This window comes from Bradyrhizobium sp., from assembly GCF_022844465.1.
Lineage (GTDB): Bacteria > Pseudomonadota > Alphaproteobacteria > Rhizobiales > Xanthobacteraceae > Bradyrhizobium.
The window spans coordinates 12,825-27,858 of record NZ_JALHLP010000016.1 but is presented as its reverse complement, the minus strand read 5'-3'; the positions used below and the strand labels follow the sequence as shown (position 1 = coordinate 27,858).

Genomic DNA, 15,034 nt, shown 5'->3' with positions numbered 1-15,034 from the left:
TTGCGCTGAATGACGGTGCGCGCGGCAGCCGATCGGTTCTAAGCCGCGCTCGCCGTGCGTCCCGCGGCCGCACGGCCGGGCGCCAGACGCACGCCAGCCGCGAGGAATTTCTGTTCAAACTCCTCCGCCGGCATCGGACGGCCCAAATAGAATCCCTGGCCGTGTTCACAACCCATGCTCAGCAGCAGATCGGCGGTCGCGCAGTCCTCGATGCCTTCGGCAATCACCGACAGTCCCAACTGCTTGCCGAGACTGATGGTAGAGCCGACAATGGCCGCATCGTCCGAACCGGCGCGCAAATCGCGCACAAACGACCGATCAATCTTAAGACCGTCGAGATGGAATTTCTTCAGATAGCTCAGGCTGGCATAGCCGGTTCCGAAATCGTCAAACACAATATGGACGCCGAGTTCTTTCAGCTGACGGAAATTCTCGATTGCCCTTGTATCGTCCTCAAGCAGGATGTTCTCGGTCACCTCCAGCTCAAGCAAGGCGGGCGCGAACCCGGTTTCGGTCAAAATTCGCCTGACCGTGACTGCAAGATTACCCGATTGCAGTTGCGACGGCGCCAGGTTGACGCCGACGCGAACCGCATGACCTTTGAGCTGCCACAGCCGGCCTTGCATGCAGGCGGCCTCCAGCACCCAGACCGCGGTGTCGTTTGACATCGCGGACGCATTCACGACCGGCATGAACTCCGCCGGCGACACCATGCCACGATCGGGGTGCGCCCAGCGGATCAGCGCCTCCACGCCCACCACGCTGCCATCCCTGAGGTTGAATTGCGGCTGATACAGCAGTTTGAACTCCCGCCGTTCCACAGCCTTCTTCAACTCGGCCTCCAGGATCCGCCGCACCTCCAGCGCGTCTCTGATCGTGCGGTTGAAGAACACGTACTGGCCGCGGCATTTGGCCTTCGCCTGGTAGAGTGCGAGATCCGCATTGCCCAGCAGTTGGTCCACCGTCCCGCTATCGTCGGGATAGATCGAAACGCCGATACTGCCGGTAACATTGAGTTGCCGCTCGCCGACCGGAACCGGGGCCAAACGAAACACAATGCAGATATCCTCCGCCAGTTCTTTCGCGCGCAACGCCGCATCAGCGCCGCTGAGGACGATGGCGAACTCATCGCCACTTAGTCGGGCCGCCAATCCGGCGTCTCCGACCAAAGTCGCCAATTGCTTGGCGACGGCACAAAGCAATTGGTCGCCGCTGGCGTGGCCGAGCGTGTCGTTGACCTCCTTAAACTTGTCGAGGTCCAGCAACAGCAACGCAACCCCGCCTGAGCCCGCCTTGGCCCCGGCAAGCCTTGCCGCCAGATATTCATTCAGCGTGTGACGATTGGCGAGACCGGTCAGCGTATCGTATTCCGCCAAGTAGCGCATTCTGTCGGCTTCACGCCTGCGCGCCGATATATCGCGCATGACGACGCCGTACTGGAATCCATCGGTCCCGTGCCAGCCCGAGAAACAGGCATCGAGCGGGAACCGCTCGCCGTTCTTGCGGCGGCCTTCGATCTCCATCACCCGGCCGCCGGGCGCCTGGAGTTCGTCCTGCGGCAGATCGAGGATTGAAAATGCGACAGGCTTGCCAGCGCCACCGGCAGCGCAGATCTTGCTGAACGGCTGCCCGATCATCTCGTCCCGACGATAGCCAAAAATCGCCGTGGCGCCGGGATTCCACACCGTCACCACGCCGCTATGGTCGGCACAAACCAAGCCGTCGCCGACCGAAAGCGCGATCCGCTGAAAGCGCCGTTCCGCGACTATGTGCATCCAACCAAGAATGTCGATCTGTTCGAGCGCCAACGCAACCAAATAGACGGCGATGGCCGCATGGAACAGCGCGGTATCAAGAATGAGCGGCGTCCACGCCTGCAACAGCGTGGCGCCCAATTCAATGGCGCATGCCAGACCGACAAGGAGCACCACCCGTACGCCAGCGGATGTGCGACGCCACACCACCGCCATGAACGACACCAAGACGACAAGGCCGCCCAGCGCGGTCAAGAACGACGACGCCTGCAACGCACGTCCCTGCAGAATCGACTCCGCGGCCAATACTTGCAGCAACGGGCCGGACACGATCTGCCCATTTGGAACGTTGAACCGATCGCCGAGTTCGACGGCGGTTCCGCCGATAACAACCTTCTTATCCTTGAGGCCATTCAAGACCGCGGGATCGCCGCGCAAAACATCCACGAACGAGACCATCGGCACGGAATTGGCGCGGATTCCGAAATCGATATAAAATGGGGCCTCGTCTTTCTCATGCCTGCCGGCCAGCAACGCTGCTACGGAGGGCAGAAACTTTCCGTCGATCGTCTCGCCGAATAAGTAGCGACGCACCAAACCATTCGGTTCGATCAAGACATTTGCGACCGCCGACCACGCGTGCTTCTCGAATTTCGACAGTGGGCGATTGACATGAATTGTCTTGCCGTGCCCCACCCGTTGCTTGAATGCCGGCAGCACAACCGATCCGCCCGCCTTTTGAAGCGCATCGACCAACGCCTGATCGGAGGAGGAGTTCGACGGGCTGCTGAAATCGACGTCGAAAACGACATCGCTGATGCCGGCGCCCTCCAGCCTACCGACCAGCTGCGCATGGAGTTCGCGCGGCCAAGGCCAGACGCCAATTTTCTCAATTGAGGGCGAGTCGATCGCAACCAGAACGACGTTACCGCTAGCTTGGCGCGCCAGCCAGCCAAACCGCATGTCGGCCAAGGCGTTATGCAATGCGCTGTGCGCGCCGGTCAGAACAATGACCAGCAGGACGCCGAGCGCAAAAAGGTGCAGCCGATACCGTTTCACTTCCCCGTCCCATTGATATCCGCCGCCGCCCCCATCCGGTGGCGCTCCCGTGGAGCTGCCCCGGGCGGCCAAAATGTGCGTCAGTGGTGCTTGCCTTTACCCTTGGTCTGAGCCGCGATGGCGGCGGCATTGGCACTGGCGTTGGCAAGACCATTTCCAGGACCATTGCCGTTGCCGCCATTGCCGTTTCCTAAACCATTGGCATTGCCCGCCGGCACCAGCCCGCCGGTAGACCACACGGTGGCATGCTCGGTGCGCGCGGCCATATGGCTTCGCGCCGAAACATGGGCGATTTCGGCGCGCGCCAAGCCTTTGGTCACCTGCTGGAAGTCCAGCTTTACATCACCGATTGCCGAGCCGATGCGCAGCCCGCTGTTCGCATTGTTTGTGCTCGCTGTATCGCGCGGCGCCGCCTTGTCCGTGTGCGCCGCATCGCGCGGCGCGGTCAGCCCCCGCGCCGGGACCGGAACGGGCGCAACCGAGTTCGCCCTGGGCGTGCCCTGTTGGATCGGACCCAATGCGCCCGGCCCGCTCAACGACAGGCCACCTTGGCCTCGCGACGAAACCCGCGCCGCCTGCCCCGGCAATACCAACGCGTACTGGCCGGACCTGTGGTCCGCGACCTCGACGCTGCCGCCGATCACATCCACGGTCGACCCGGTCGCATTCACCGAGACGCGAAATTCGGTGCCTTTCACGACGGCAGCGAGATACGGCGTCTCGACCTCAAAATGCTCGACGTTGCGTTTTTCAACATTGAACAGGGCCGAGCCGGCCCGCTGAATAATGCTGGTCCGCCCGCCCTTTTGGGCAGCAGGAACGTCAATAACCGAGTTTGGCGCGACCAGTATGGTTTCATCGCCGCGCACCAGCAGGACCCGACCATTCCGGCCCGTACGGATGTTATCGCCTGGATTCAGCACGGCTCGGTCAGTGAGCGAAACCGGCTGGACCCCGGAGGTTGCGACCCAGACCTCGCCTGAAGACTTGGCGACACGCCAGCTCGAATCCTCTGCGACAGCTTCCAATCCGACGCAAAAACAAGCCAGGACTAGAGCCAAACCAACGCGAGCAGAAAAAACCTTCATCAGATCAGACATTTGGCACCTTGATCGATCGTGGGGTGCTTCTCGAATCGAGCAAGCACGCGCAATGGATCCGCCCGACCAAGATCGCACCAGAAAGTTTCAATTCCTTCTTGGGTGAAACGCAAAATCGCACTACGGGTTTAACGCGCTGTTAACCATAGCCCCTTCAACTCGTGAGTTGAGTCTGGTCGCATCTGGGGTCTGGCGCATAGCAAATTTAGCAAAGCGGACACTTTGAACCGGCACACGCAACCTGGACAACGGCGCAGGAAGGCGATCAGCAGCGCCGCACTCGCCTGTGCCCTGATCCTGCCCGTGGTGGCCCCTAGCACCGGCAGCACTCAGCCGCGACTAGACCCGCGGCAGACCGAGCGGAATTTCGACGCGTTCGAAGCCGCCCAAAAGCGCACCGGAAGAGCCCCAATACCGATCCCAGACACAGCCAGACCGCAGGTTAAGTACGATACCAAGCCGCTGTTCAAATTGACCGGCGCGTCGGTGACCGGCGCGCGCTCGATTTCCAGCGCCGCCATTGCCGCGACCTATCAACCCTATATCGGCAAGACCGTGTCCGAGACCGATCTAGCGGCTATCACCAGCAAGATCAGCGATTTGTACCGTGACGCGGGCTTTCATCTCAGCCGCGCTGTCATCCCGCCGCAGGAAGTCGAGAACGGCCGCATTCGGATCCAGGTGATCGAAGGCGCAATCGCGGAAATCGTTTTGAAGGGCGAGCGGGCGGAACAGTTTGGGGTTCGGCCGTTGCTCGCGGCCATTGCGGCGGAACATCCCTCGCGGCTCCAAACGCTCGAACGGCACTTGCTGCTGGTCAATGACATTCCCGGGGTCAGGATCGCCGATACCGCGCTTGTGGAGATTGGCGGCGCCACTGGGCGATTTCGCCTGACCATCCATCTTGAGACTTGGCGAGGTCATCTCGCGCTCGGCACCGATAACCGCGGCACGCGCAGCGTCGGCCCATGGCAGTCGTATTGGTCCTCGTCGCTGAATTCGGCAATCGTTGCCGGCGACACATTCGGCATCAACCTGTCGACCATTCCGAACACGCCACGCGAGCTTGGTTTCGGCCGCGTGATGTATGACGCACCGGTCGGCGCTAGCGGCGCCCGCTTGGGCGCCTCAGCCGCCTATAGTGAAATCCGGCCGGGCGACGAGCGCCGCCTCCTTAACACCAATACCAGGGTGGAATCCTACGAGATCAGGGGCAGCATCGTTCCGTGGCAGACGCGCGAAACTGCGCTCCGCCTGACCGCGGCGGCCAACCTCAACAATGTCACGGAACAAGATTCGCTGGGCGTGCAATACGACGACAAGATTCGCACCGTGAGCCTGGCTGCCGATCACCAGTTCAAGGACGCTCTAAACGGCACAAATTATTTGAACGTGACGCTGCGCCAGGGCCTCAACATCTTCGGCGCATCTAGGGCTGGCGACGCGCTGCTGTCCCGCGACGACGGCAGCGGCAATTTTTCGAAAGTCGAATTCTCGCACACCAGACTTCAAAAGCTTTCCGAGACATGGTCGCTGCGAATCTCAGCCTCCGGCCAGGCGGCCTCTAGGGCGCTGCTGGCATCGCAGGAATTCTATCTCGGCGGCGCTGCCTTTGGCCGCGGCTTCGATAACGGCACGGTCAGCGGCGACAACGGCCTTGCCGGCGTGCTGGAACTGCGATTCGACCAAAAATTGAACCACGATTTTTTCAAGAGCTATCAGCTTTACGGCTTCATCGATTCGGGCGTCGTATGGAATTTCCATGACGGTGCCGACGATGTCTATTCCCTGACCTCGGCTGGTGCCGGGGTTCGCATCTTCCTGGCGCATGAATTGTTGCTGGGCGCGGAGGTCGCCGTTCCACTGGCCATCCATGCCCCGACCGATGTGCGGCGCGGCCCGCGCGCAATTTTCTTCCTCAGCAAGGCATTCAAATTTTGCCCCGACAATGCCGACATGGCCTGTAGCCGGCCCCGTTGATCGGCGCCCGGTCCCCGCGCCCACCAGCCGGTGGCGCGAAATTTCCAAATTAAATCAAGGCCACATCGTCGCGCCCGGCGCCCGTGGCCCGTCGCTCCGTCCAACCAGCCCAGCGTCTTTCGCACGCGAAGGCAACCGGAAGTAGCGAAGTTGAACGGTCAAACGGCTCTTCATAGGCGGCTGAGGTGCCCAAACGGGCGCCGTTAGCGCCAACGCCGGGGATAACCACCCCACCCGCCCCTTGCGCCGGACCGCCAAAGCATGCTTCCACGCAGCCCAGCAAACCAGGGAGCAGAATCATGGCCACAGACGAAGGCGTCGAACTGGAGTCCGTGAAGTCCCCGCTGTCCGAGGCCGGCGACATCATGACGCTCTGGCAGGACGACGATGGCAGCGTCGGGCTGACCTTTGCATCAAACTTGAAGCCGGAAATTTGGAAAGCGATCTTGGCCGAGGCGGTGCATGAAATCGCCGACGAGCTTGCCGGTGGCGACGACGGACGCCGCAGCGGAATCATCGCGACGATTTTAAAATAAGCCCGCGCAGTGTCGCACTGCTGGCGCCAGCGGCAGTGCTACGCCGCTTGCAGCGCTATCGGCAGATCGGCAAAGATTTTATAAGACTGCGACTTCGGCTTCGCCTTGTCGGATTCGTTCAGATATTCGATCGAGCTTTTGCCGATCAAGGCGCGCGGCAGCACCATCACGCGCACAAAGCGCGTCGCGCGATCGGTAGCGCCTTGCGCAAACACGCCATCGGGCCCGCTCTCGAACCAGGCGCCACCCGGACCATAGCTGGTCGAGCGGCCATGGGTATCGATGCGAATGCCGCCTTCGAGCAGACAACGAATGCCGGGACCCTGGTGCCGGTGCAGATAGGCACAGCCGCCGGGCGGAAACGCGACGCTGTCGCCGCGCAACAGGAGTTCCCCCTGCGGCAGCGTTTCGAGCGTGGCAGAGAGCTTGAGCCGCGACACGCCGCCGATCGCGCCAGCGGCGGCGCCATCGGCCGCCACCTCGAACCGCCACGCAGCGACACCCTGCGGCCCCGGCGTGAGCGTCGCTGCGCCCTCCCCGGCCCAGGCATCGCCATCGGCGAATGTCTGCTCGCCGATGGTCGCCGCGCCATGCACAATGAAAACCATGCGCGGCAGCGCCGGCAAGCGCATGGCGTCAGCGCCGCTCGATAGAATATCTTCGTACAGCCTCAGGAACGTCGGCATCGCGCTAAAGTCTCGGCAGCTTTGCGCTGTCGATCACTTCGGACCACTTCTTGATTTCGGCGGCGAGCCGCGTGCGCAATTCCTCGGGCGAACTGGCCCGCGCCAGAATGCCGACCTCCTGGTAGCGCTTGATGACATCCGGCATTGCCAGAACCTCACGGATCGCCTTGTTGAGCGTGTCGATGATCGGCTGTGGCGTGCCGACCGGCGCGCCAAGACCGTTCCAGGACAGCACCTCGTAGCCTGGCACGCCCGCATCCGCGACCGGCGGCACGTCCGGCAGGAACGAGGCTTTGGTTGGCCCTGAGATCGCCAATGCCCGCAGCTTGCCATCGCTCAGGCCGGCGCGCATCGCCGCATAGAAATCGACCATCAGGTGAATGTCGTTGCGTAACAGGCCGATGGTGACATCGGGTGTGCTCTTATAAGGGATGAGCTGCATGTCGAGCTTGGCGCTCGAACGGAACAGTTCAGCGCCGAGATGCTGCGTGCTGCCAACCGCGATGGTGCCGATATTGAGCGTGCCGGGCGCGGCGCGCGCGGCCTTGAGCAGTTCGGGCAGCGTCTTGTAGGGCGACTCCGCATTGGCAGCGAACACCAATTCGAAATTGCCGAGCGCCGAGATCGGCATCAGTTCCTTCACCAGGTCGAACGGAAACTGCTTGTAGAGCGCTGCGCTGATTGCGGTGCCGTTGGTGATGAGGCCGAGCGTATAGCCATCGGGCGCGGCCGTGATCATCGCACGCGCCGCCGCGATGCCGCCGGGCCCCGGCATGTTCTCGACCACGAAACGCTGGCCGAGTTTGTCACCGAGCTTCTCAGCGGCGAGCCGCGAGGTCACGTCGGCGACACCGCCGGCCGCGAATGGCAGGATCACCCGCACCGGCCGGCTTGGATAGGCCTGCGCGCGCGCACCATGCCGCAGGCCGAGCGTGGCGGCAGCCGCCAGCACCGCAGTTGAGAAGCTCCGGCGCGTGATCGCGAACTTACTGGTCATTCGTCGTCTCCTTACCATCCATCCCGCATGGCGGCGGCTCAACTCGCCTTTTTCACCTTGAGGCCGTCGAGATGCGCAAGCACCTGATCGATATGCACGACATCGACATATTTGTGGTGCATGTCAAACAGATTGACCTTGTGCGACAGCAGGCTGCGATCGAAGCAGCATTCCTCGACCAGCACCACCTGGAAGCCGTGCGAATAGGCATCGACCGCGGTGGCGCGCACGCAGCCCGACGTGCTCTCGCCACACACGATCAATGTCTGGACGCCGAGCTGCGTCAGGTGGGCAATCAACGGCGTGCCGAAGAACACGCTGGCGCGCTGCTTGGTTATGATAACGTCGCCAGTTTGCGGCTTGAATTCCGGCCGGATCGCGTAGTCGTTCGGATTAACCGGCGGACGATTGCGCTTGGTCGCAGCGATGAAATTCGGGCGGCTTGCCGCGCGGGTATCGCCGGTCGAATAAAAGATCGGCAGCGAGGCTGCGCGCGCTGCCGCGAACAAGCGCTGGGTCGGCTCGATCGCGGCATAGGCATATTTGCCACAGGAATTTGGATGACTCTTGGCGAGTTCCGCCGGCGGCTTCGGCCCGCCGGCATAGACACATTCATAAAGATCGATCGCGAGCAGCGCCGCGCGCGGGCCGATTGCAATCTTGCGCTTGTAATGCGCGTAGACCTCAAGAATGTCGGGGGTGACGATGTCCTGCCAGCAGTGGTCTTCAAAATCGCTATTCATGATGAACCTGTTGCAAAGCGTCGAACGGCGGGCCCGAACCTAGCCGGGATGACGACGGAATGGAATTGAATTTGGGACCGCAAAGTGGCCACTGTTCAGGGCTGGGCAGATGGCGGGGCAAGCCGCTATGCTGCGATCGATTAACCCGTAGGGCTCAGGCAATGACAAAACTCACCAGGCGAACGATCGTGGCTGGCGCGGTGCTCGCGCCGTTTGCGGCGCGCGCGCAGGCACCGGCACAGTCCTGGCCATCGGGTCCGATCCGGCTGGTGGTACCGTTTCCGCCCGGCGGCTCGGTCGATGCGGTGGCGCGGCTGGCGCAGGCCGGGCTGCAGCAACGACTCGGTACGAATGTCATTATCGACAACCGGCCGGGCGCATCCGGTTCGACCGGCAGCGCACAGGCGGCAAAATCGCCGCCCGACGGCAACACCTGGCTCGTGGTGTTCGACACCCATGCCGTCAATCCGACGCTGCTGCCGAACTATCCGTTCGACAACGAGAAAGACCTCGACCCGGTCATGCTGATCGCGACCGCGCCCTATGTGGTCGCGAGCCACCCATCCCGCCCCTACAAGACACTCGCGGAACTGATCGCCGCCGCGAAAAAGGATCCGGGAAAAATAAGCTATGCTTCGGTCGGCAGCGGCAGCATCGGGCATCTTGCCATGGTTCTGCTCGGCAAGCAGGCCGGCGTCGAGCTGACGCATGTGCCTTACCGCGGCGGCGGGCCGGCGATGAACGACGCCGTTGCCGGCCACGTCGACCTGATCAACGGCAGCGCGGCACTCTTGGGCCCGCAAATTAGCGCCGGGCGCATCCGCCCGATTTTCCAGATGGGTCCGCAGCGCCTGCCCGGGCTGGCCGATGTCCCAACGGTTGGCGAAGGCGGCTTTGCCGGCGCCGCCGCCACCACCTGGTGGGGCCTCTACGCACCTGCCAAAACGCCACGACCGATTGTCGATCGTTTCCGCGCGGCGTTCATCGAAAGCCTGCGCGACGAACGCGTCGTCAAGCAATTGACCGAGAGCCAGCAGATGAATCTGATGTTCTCGACGCCGGAAGAGCTGCGCAAGTTCGAACTGGAGCAGGCACGCATCTGGGGCGCGGTGGTGCGCGAGAACGGCATCAAGGGCGACTGAAAACGCCGCAATTTATGCGCGACATTGACGGCGGAGCCGCAAATTGCCTATGAGCATCGCGGGCCGTTAATCGGCCCCAGAAAGTAACCGCGTGTGACCATCATCATCACCGACGACGACGTGAAGCGGCTATTGCCGATGGCCGACTGCATCGAGGCCATGAAGGTGGCGTTCCGCGATTTTGCCAACGGCGTCGCGGTCAACCGGCCGCGCATGCGCTACCTCGCGCAGCATCCCGACCCCGAGCGCAAATATCTCGCCAATGTCCATGTCGGCGCGGTGCCGTCCTATGGCATTGCCTGCGTGCGCGCCGGCTCGCAGATCATCAAGCCGCCGAGCGCCAAAGTCGACCGGCGGCTTTACGAAAACCCCAAGGCGTTCAACTGGGGCATCGTCATTCTCTACAGCATCGAAACCGCCGAGCCGCTGGCGCTGATGCACGAATTTCAATTGTCCGGCATACGGGTCGGCGCCACCACCGCCGTCGGCGTCGATGCGGTCGCGCGCAAGGACGCCGCGACGCTCGGTCTGTTCGGCACCGGCAAGCAGGCGCATGCCGCGCTCGAAGCCATCGCCTGTGTGCGCCCGATCGAACAGGTTAACGTCTACAGCCCGAGCGCCGCGCACCGCGCAGCGTTTGTGCGCGACATGGCGCGCGGCGGCCTCGCGGTGGTCGCGGTCGACGACGCCAGGGCGGCGGTTGCGGGCGCCGATATCGTGTGCTGCGCCACCACCTCGATGAACCCGGTATTTGACGGCGAATGGCTGGAGGATGGCCAAGTCGTCGTCTCGATCGCCAATTCCGACGTCACCAACAAACGCTCCGAGGTCGACCGGCGCACCTATGAACGCGCCACCGCGGTGATCGTCAACGATTGGGAGAGCGTGATCGACAACGACCAGACCGAACTGCTCGATCCGCTCAAGGACGGCGTGATTCGCGCGGACCAGATCCACGAACTCGGCGACCTCTTGATCGGCAAAACCACGGTCGCGCAGCCGCCGCGCGGCAGCGCCGACAAAGGCATTGTTTACTTCAAGAACAATTCCGGGCTCGCAATCCAGTTCGCGGCGGCCGGTGGACTCGTCTATAATAAGGCAATCGCGCAAGGCAATAACAAGACCATTCCCACCGAATGGCTTGGAAGCGACCTTTCGGCTTACTACGACGCCGGCTTCCGCCCGTCGCCGTGAACGGAGACTACAATGTTACGCATCTTTGTCGCCCTCGCCGCGCTCCTGGCCGCGACCGCCACGCCGGCCCGCGCCGACGAGATCGCCGATTTCTATCGCGGCAAGACCGTGCGGCTGGTGATCGGCTATGGCGCCGGCGGCGGCTACGACGTTTATGCCAAGCTCTTGGCGCGCTTCCTGGGCGAGCAGATTCCCGGCAAGCCCACCGTCATCGCGCAGAACATGCCGGGCGCCGGCAGCCGCAATGCCGCCAACTGGCTCTACAAGGTCGCGCCCAAGGACGGCACCGTGCTGGCCGTGCTCGGCCAGGCAACGCCGATCGATCAAGCGCTCGGCCAAGCCGGCATCCAGTTCGATGCGCGCCAATTCAACTGGATTGGCAACATGGTGGTGGTCAACAACATCATGATCGTATGGGCCGCGACCGGCGTGCGTAGTATCGACGATGCCAAGAAACGCCCGCTGGCAATCGGCGCGACCGGCGCAAGCTCGCCATCGGTGCTCTATCCGACCCTTGCAAACAATTTGTTTGGCACCCAATTCCGCATCGTCTCGGGCTATCCCGGCGGCGGCGACATCATGCTGGCGCTGGAGCGGCGCGAGGTCGATGGTCGCGGCAGCGACTCCTGGGCATCGCTGAAGGCCAACAACCCCAGTTGGATCAGCGAAGGCAAGGTCAACATCCTGTTCCAGATCGGTCCGCGCCGCGAGGCCGACCTGCCGGGGCCGCCGCTGTTGACCGAACTCGCGCAAAACGCCGAGCAGCGGCAGATTCTCGAAGTGCTGTCCGGCGACGTCGCGGTCGGCCGGCCGGTGCTCACCGCGCCGGATGTGCCGGCGGCGCGCGTGCGCGCCTTGCGCAAGGCGTTCGACGATACCATGAAAGACCCGGCGTTCCGCGAAGCCGCCGCCAAGGCCAATATGTATATGAACCCGCTGGGCGGCGAGGAATTACAGCAGATCGTCAACCGGATCCTCAGCCCGCCACCGGAAATCATCGACAAGGTCAAGGACGCAATCCGGCCGCGCAATCTTCAGGTGCTACCCGGCGTCAAGCTCGAAGGTGCGCCGAAGGAATAGGCGGCCGAGCGACCACGGCCCGGCCGCCGGCTTCTCAAAACGTCATGCCTGCTTTCACCATGAACGTGCGGCCCGGCAACGGATAAGCGCTGTAAGTACCAAGCGTGAAGGCGCTGGCGACCGCGTAATCGAAGTAGAGCGTGTTGAACAGGTTCTGCACCGACACCGACCAGAACAGCCGATCAATCTCGCCGCCGAGCCGCAGATCGACCACCGCCTTGCCAGGGATCGGCGGTTGGACATTGTTCTGGTCGTTGTCCATCCGCCGATTGCTGAAAACCCGCGCCACCGCGTCGAGCACAAGATATTTGCGATAGATATCCCACGACACTGCGACGCTGCCGGTCCAGGGCGACACCAGCGGCACGTCATTGCCGGCGAATGGGCCTTCGCGGAACGTCGCACGGGTATAGGCGAGACCGGCCTTGAACCGTAGCGCCTCGGACGCACGCCAGGTCAGGACGTTCTCCACGCCGACGCGCCGGGTCGGATCGAGATTGGTGTTGGTGAATGTCGCCGGGCTGAAATGCAGTTCGTCTTTCAGAGCCATGACATAGAGACTGGTCTGCCAGGTGAACGATCCGGCGCTGGCGCGGATACCGCCTTCGACATCGTGCGAGGTCTGGGTCTTGAGATTGAAGCTCGTGGCCACGCCGAACGGCGACATCGCGACGCGCTCATCGACATTGGGCAGACGGAAGCTGCGTGCCGCCCGCGCAAACAGCGCGACCTCGCGTGTGACGCGGTGCTCAAGGCCTATGTGCCAAGCATATTGCCATTCGCTGCGATCGAGCGGCAAGCCTTCGGGCCCCGCAAACGCGCCACCCGGCGCGGTCGGATCGAACCGGTCGCGCGCGCCGATGGCATTGCGCTGGACGCGCCCGCCGAATGCGACGTCGGTATCGGACCGGATGCCGATGGTCTCCTGCGCATAAAGCGCGGCGGTGGTCTGCTGGAGGTCGTAGCGATGGATCGGCGGATCGCCTAAATGCCGGCTGCGGTCGGAATCATAATTCGCATGTTGCAGGTCGAAGCCCGCGATCAGCTTGCCGGGCGCGCCGCCGACGGAATGCTGGCTCAACAAGCGCGGTGTCGCCGACAGCGCGGTCAGATTGGCCTTGAAGCCGGAATCGAAAGCCGAACCGAATGCGCTGAAGAAACCGGCTTCCTGGCGTTTGTTGCGCACGCCGCCGTCGACCACGATCTCCGTGCCCGGCCACAGCACGCGGCTGACGCCGAGGGTGGCGTTGAGGCCCTGCCGCTCCGCGAAGTCGAATGGCGAGGTCGCGCCGCGACGGTTGGTCGCGAGCTCGCTGGTGGTCAGCGTCACGCGGCGGCCGCCCGGCAACCCGAGATGCTGGTCGTCGCCGGACAGGTTGAAATAAGCGCCGCCGCCCTGCCCGTCCGACCAGCGGAAATCGCCGGCCGCATTATCCTGACGCAGCCGGTTGTTCTGGCGATAGCCGTCGGAGCGCAAACCATTGGCATGGACCGACGCCGCGAATGGCCCGCTCGACGTATTGGCTGCGAGATTGCCTTCCACCGTGTTGAACGAGCCAAAACCTGCCTGCACCCGCCCGGACGGCGGCAGGCCGACGGCATTCTTGGTCACGATATTGATGACGCCACCGACCGCGCCGTCGCCATAGAGCACCGCGCCGGAATTGCCGCGGGTGATCTCGATGCGTTCGATGCTGTGCTTGGGAATGGCGCTGAAGTCGACGCCGGCAAGATCGATATCGTTGAGCCGCCGACCGTTGATCAGCACCAGCGTATTGGAGGTGCCGGCCGCGCCAAAGCCGCGCATATCCACGGTCGCAGAATTCGCGCCACCGAACAGGCTGCGGACCTGGATGCCCGGCTCGCGCGCCACCACATCTTGCAGGGTTTGCCCGGGTGAGCGCTCAATCTCACGCGCGGTGATGACGGTTGATGACGCGCCGGTGATGATGGTTCCGGTTGCGATGCCCGAGCCATCATCGGTGGGCGCCGGCGTGTCCGCGCCAGCGCCGCTGCCCGGCGCAACGCCGCGCCGTGCGCCGCCGGTGCGACCGACCAGGCGGGTATTGGTGACGTTGATTTCCGGCAGCACGGTGGTCTCGTTGGGCTGCGCCATTGCAGGCCGATAATCCAACGTGACAATGCCCGCCGTAAGCGCCAGCGCGGCCACAATTCGTCTCGCCGATGCTCCCGCTCTTTTCCTTGCACCCATAGCAAATGTCCTTCGTTCGCGCCCCATCAAGGGCGCCGGTGACAGGACCGAAACGAAGGCGCAGGAACGTCGCCGGTGGACGGTCAGGATCCGGTCAATACCGGAGTCCGACCGTCAGGCCGTTTGCCGCTCATGCTTTGGATCGCGGGAGATACATCTCGCACGGCCTTCGCATCGGTTGTGGTGTCACCGCTGCGAACAGCCGCTCCGTGTGGTCCCTCCGACCACCGGTTGGGTGACTGCGCTGGCAGGTCTCCTGGCTCACGGGTCGTTGCCTGATCGTCCAGCCTTCCCAGTTTCCCAGTGGCTCACTCGGACGATAGGCTCGCCGCTTACAGTTGCGGGGGCAGCCACGGAATGAGACTGCGAATAGCAGTCTTGCCCGTGTTCCCTCTTGCCTCCCCGGCGCGAACCGGGGAACCAGCACAGCGATAACATTCCGCGTCTCGCCGGTTTCGTCAAGCCGGGAAGCGACGATCGCGACAATATCGTTGCCGCAAAACCACAGCCAATGAAAGTTCGATCGCGGCTTGACTTCCAAGACTAGCGAT

At 63.1% G+C, this 15,034-nt stretch carries 11 protein-coding genes and 1 riboswitch; of the genes, 5 read left to right on the top strand and 6 right to left on the bottom strand.

The window, feature by feature from the left end:
* Window positions 1-38 precede the first annotated feature (38 nt).
* Window positions 39-2,813: an EAL domain-containing protein gene (locus tag Q0D31_RS19570; protein ID WP_291854691.1), complete on the bottom strand. Its 2,775-nt coding sequence runs from the start codon at window positions 2,811-2,813 to the stop codon at window positions 39-41.
* Window positions 2,814-2,893: 80 nt separating this feature from the next.
* Window positions 2,894-3,913, bottom strand: coding sequence for a FecR family protein (locus Q0D31_RS19565; RefSeq protein WP_291854689.1), 1,020 nt, complete (start codon window positions 3,911-3,913; stop codon window positions 2,894-2,896).
* A 303-nt stretch (window positions 3,914-4,216) separates the two neighbouring features.
* Here Q0D31_RS19565 and Q0D31_RS19560 point away from each other — a divergent pair, with 303 nt between their 5' ends.
* Window positions 4,217-5,893 (top strand): ShlB/FhaC/HecB family hemolysin secretion/activation protein, encoded by a 1,677-nt coding sequence (locus tag Q0D31_RS19560; protein WP_366518533.1) that lies wholly within the window; start codon window positions 4,217-4,219, stop codon window positions 5,891-5,893.
* 299 nt (window positions 5,894-6,192) lie between these two features.
* The gene (locus tag Q0D31_RS19555) at window positions 6,193-6,429 is read left to right on the top strand and encodes a hypothetical protein (protein WP_291854681.1); all 237 of its coding nucleotides are present in this window, start codon (window positions 6,193-6,195) and stop codon (window positions 6,427-6,429) included.
* A gap of 38 nt (window positions 6,430-6,467) precedes the next feature.
* Here the strand turns inward: Q0D31_RS19555 and Q0D31_RS19550 are convergent, their stop codons facing one another.
* Genes Q0D31_RS19550 through Q0D31_RS19540 form a run of 3 tightly spaced genes read right to left on the bottom strand, consistent with a single transcriptional unit; the run spans window position 6,468 to window position 8,855 of the window.
* Window positions 6,468-7,115, bottom strand: a complete 648-nt coding sequence (locus tag Q0D31_RS19550) for a hypothetical protein (RefSeq protein WP_291854677.1) — start codon at window positions 7,113-7,115, stop codon at window positions 6,468-6,470.
* A gap of 4 nt (window positions 7,116-7,119) precedes the next feature.
* The gene (locus tag Q0D31_RS19545; protein WP_291854674.1) at window positions 7,120-8,112 is read right to left on the bottom strand and encodes a tripartite tricarboxylate transporter substrate-binding protein; all 993 of its coding nucleotides are present in this window, start codon (window positions 8,110-8,112) and stop codon (window positions 7,120-7,122) included.
* A gap of 38 nt (window positions 8,113-8,150) precedes the next feature.
* A complete protein-coding gene (locus Q0D31_RS19540; protein WP_291854671.1) occupies window positions 8,151-8,855 on the bottom strand; it encodes an isochorismatase family protein in 705 nt (234 codons plus the stop codon).
* A gap of 161 nt (window positions 8,856-9,016) precedes the next feature.
* Between Q0D31_RS19540 and Q0D31_RS19535 the strand changes: the two genes are divergently transcribed.
* From Q0D31_RS19535 to Q0D31_RS19525, 3 genes are all read left to right on the top strand, one after another.
* The gene (locus tag Q0D31_RS19535; RefSeq protein ID WP_291854667.1) at window positions 9,017-9,997 is read left to right on the top strand and encodes a tripartite tricarboxylate transporter substrate binding protein; all 981 of its coding nucleotides are present in this window, start codon (window positions 9,017-9,019) and stop codon (window positions 9,995-9,997) included.
* A gap of 93 nt (window positions 9,998-10,090) precedes the next feature.
* On the top strand, window positions 10,091-11,191 hold the full coding sequence (locus Q0D31_RS19530; protein WP_291854665.1) for an ornithine cyclodeaminase family protein: 1,101 nt from the start codon (window positions 10,091-10,093) through the stop codon (window positions 11,189-11,191).
* A 12-nt stretch (window positions 11,192-11,203) separates the two neighbouring features.
* Window positions 11,204-12,271 (top strand): tripartite tricarboxylate transporter substrate-binding protein, encoded by a 1,068-nt coding sequence (locus Q0D31_RS19525; RefSeq protein ID WP_291854662.1) that lies wholly within the window; start codon window positions 11,204-11,206, stop codon window positions 12,269-12,271.
* Window positions 12,272-12,305: 34 nt separating this feature from the next.
* Here Q0D31_RS19525 and Q0D31_RS19520 read toward each other — a convergent pair whose 3' ends face one another.
* A complete protein-coding gene (locus Q0D31_RS19520) occupies window positions 12,306-14,387 on the bottom strand; it encodes a TonB-dependent receptor (protein WP_291854658.1) in 2,082 nt (693 codons plus the stop codon).
* Window positions 14,388-14,711: 324 nt separating this feature from the next.
* A riboswitch (cobalamin riboswitch) is annotated at window positions 14,712-14,923 on the bottom strand.
* Window positions 14,924-15,034 lie beyond the last annotated feature (111 nt).

Excerpts from the sequence above, each read along its gene's own strand:
- Q0D31_RS19525 (WP_291854662.1), top strand. The coding sequence starts at position 11,204 with ATGTTACGCATCTTTGTCGCCCTCGCCGCGCTCCTGGCCGCGACCGCC.
- Q0D31_RS19555 (WP_291854681.1), top strand. The coding sequence starts at position 6,193 with ATGGCCACAGACGAAGGCGTCGAACTGGAGTCCGTGAAGTCCCCGCTG.
- Q0D31_RS19535 (WP_291854667.1), top strand. The coding sequence starts at position 9,017 with ATGACAAAACTCACCAGGCGAACGATCGTGGCTGGCGCGGTGCTCGCG.
- Q0D31_RS19520 (WP_291854658.1), bottom strand. The coding sequence starts at position 14,387 with ATGGCGCAGCCCAACGAGACCACCGTGCTGCCGGAAATCAACGTCACC.
- Q0D31_RS19565 (WP_291854689.1), bottom strand. The coding sequence starts at position 3,913 with ATGTCTGATCTGATGAAGGTTTTTTCTGCTCGCGTTGGTTTGGCTCTA.
- Q0D31_RS19545 (WP_291854674.1), bottom strand. The coding sequence starts at position 8,112 with ATGACCAGTAAGTTCGCGATCACGCGCCGGAGCTTCTCAACTGCGGTG.
- Q0D31_RS19540 (WP_291854671.1), bottom strand. The coding sequence starts at position 8,855 with ATGAATAGCGATTTTGAAGACCACTGCTGGCAGGACATCGTCACCCCC.
- Q0D31_RS19550 (WP_291854677.1), bottom strand. The coding sequence starts at position 7,115 with ATGCCGACGTTCCTGAGGCTGTACGAAGATATTCTATCGAGCGGCGCT.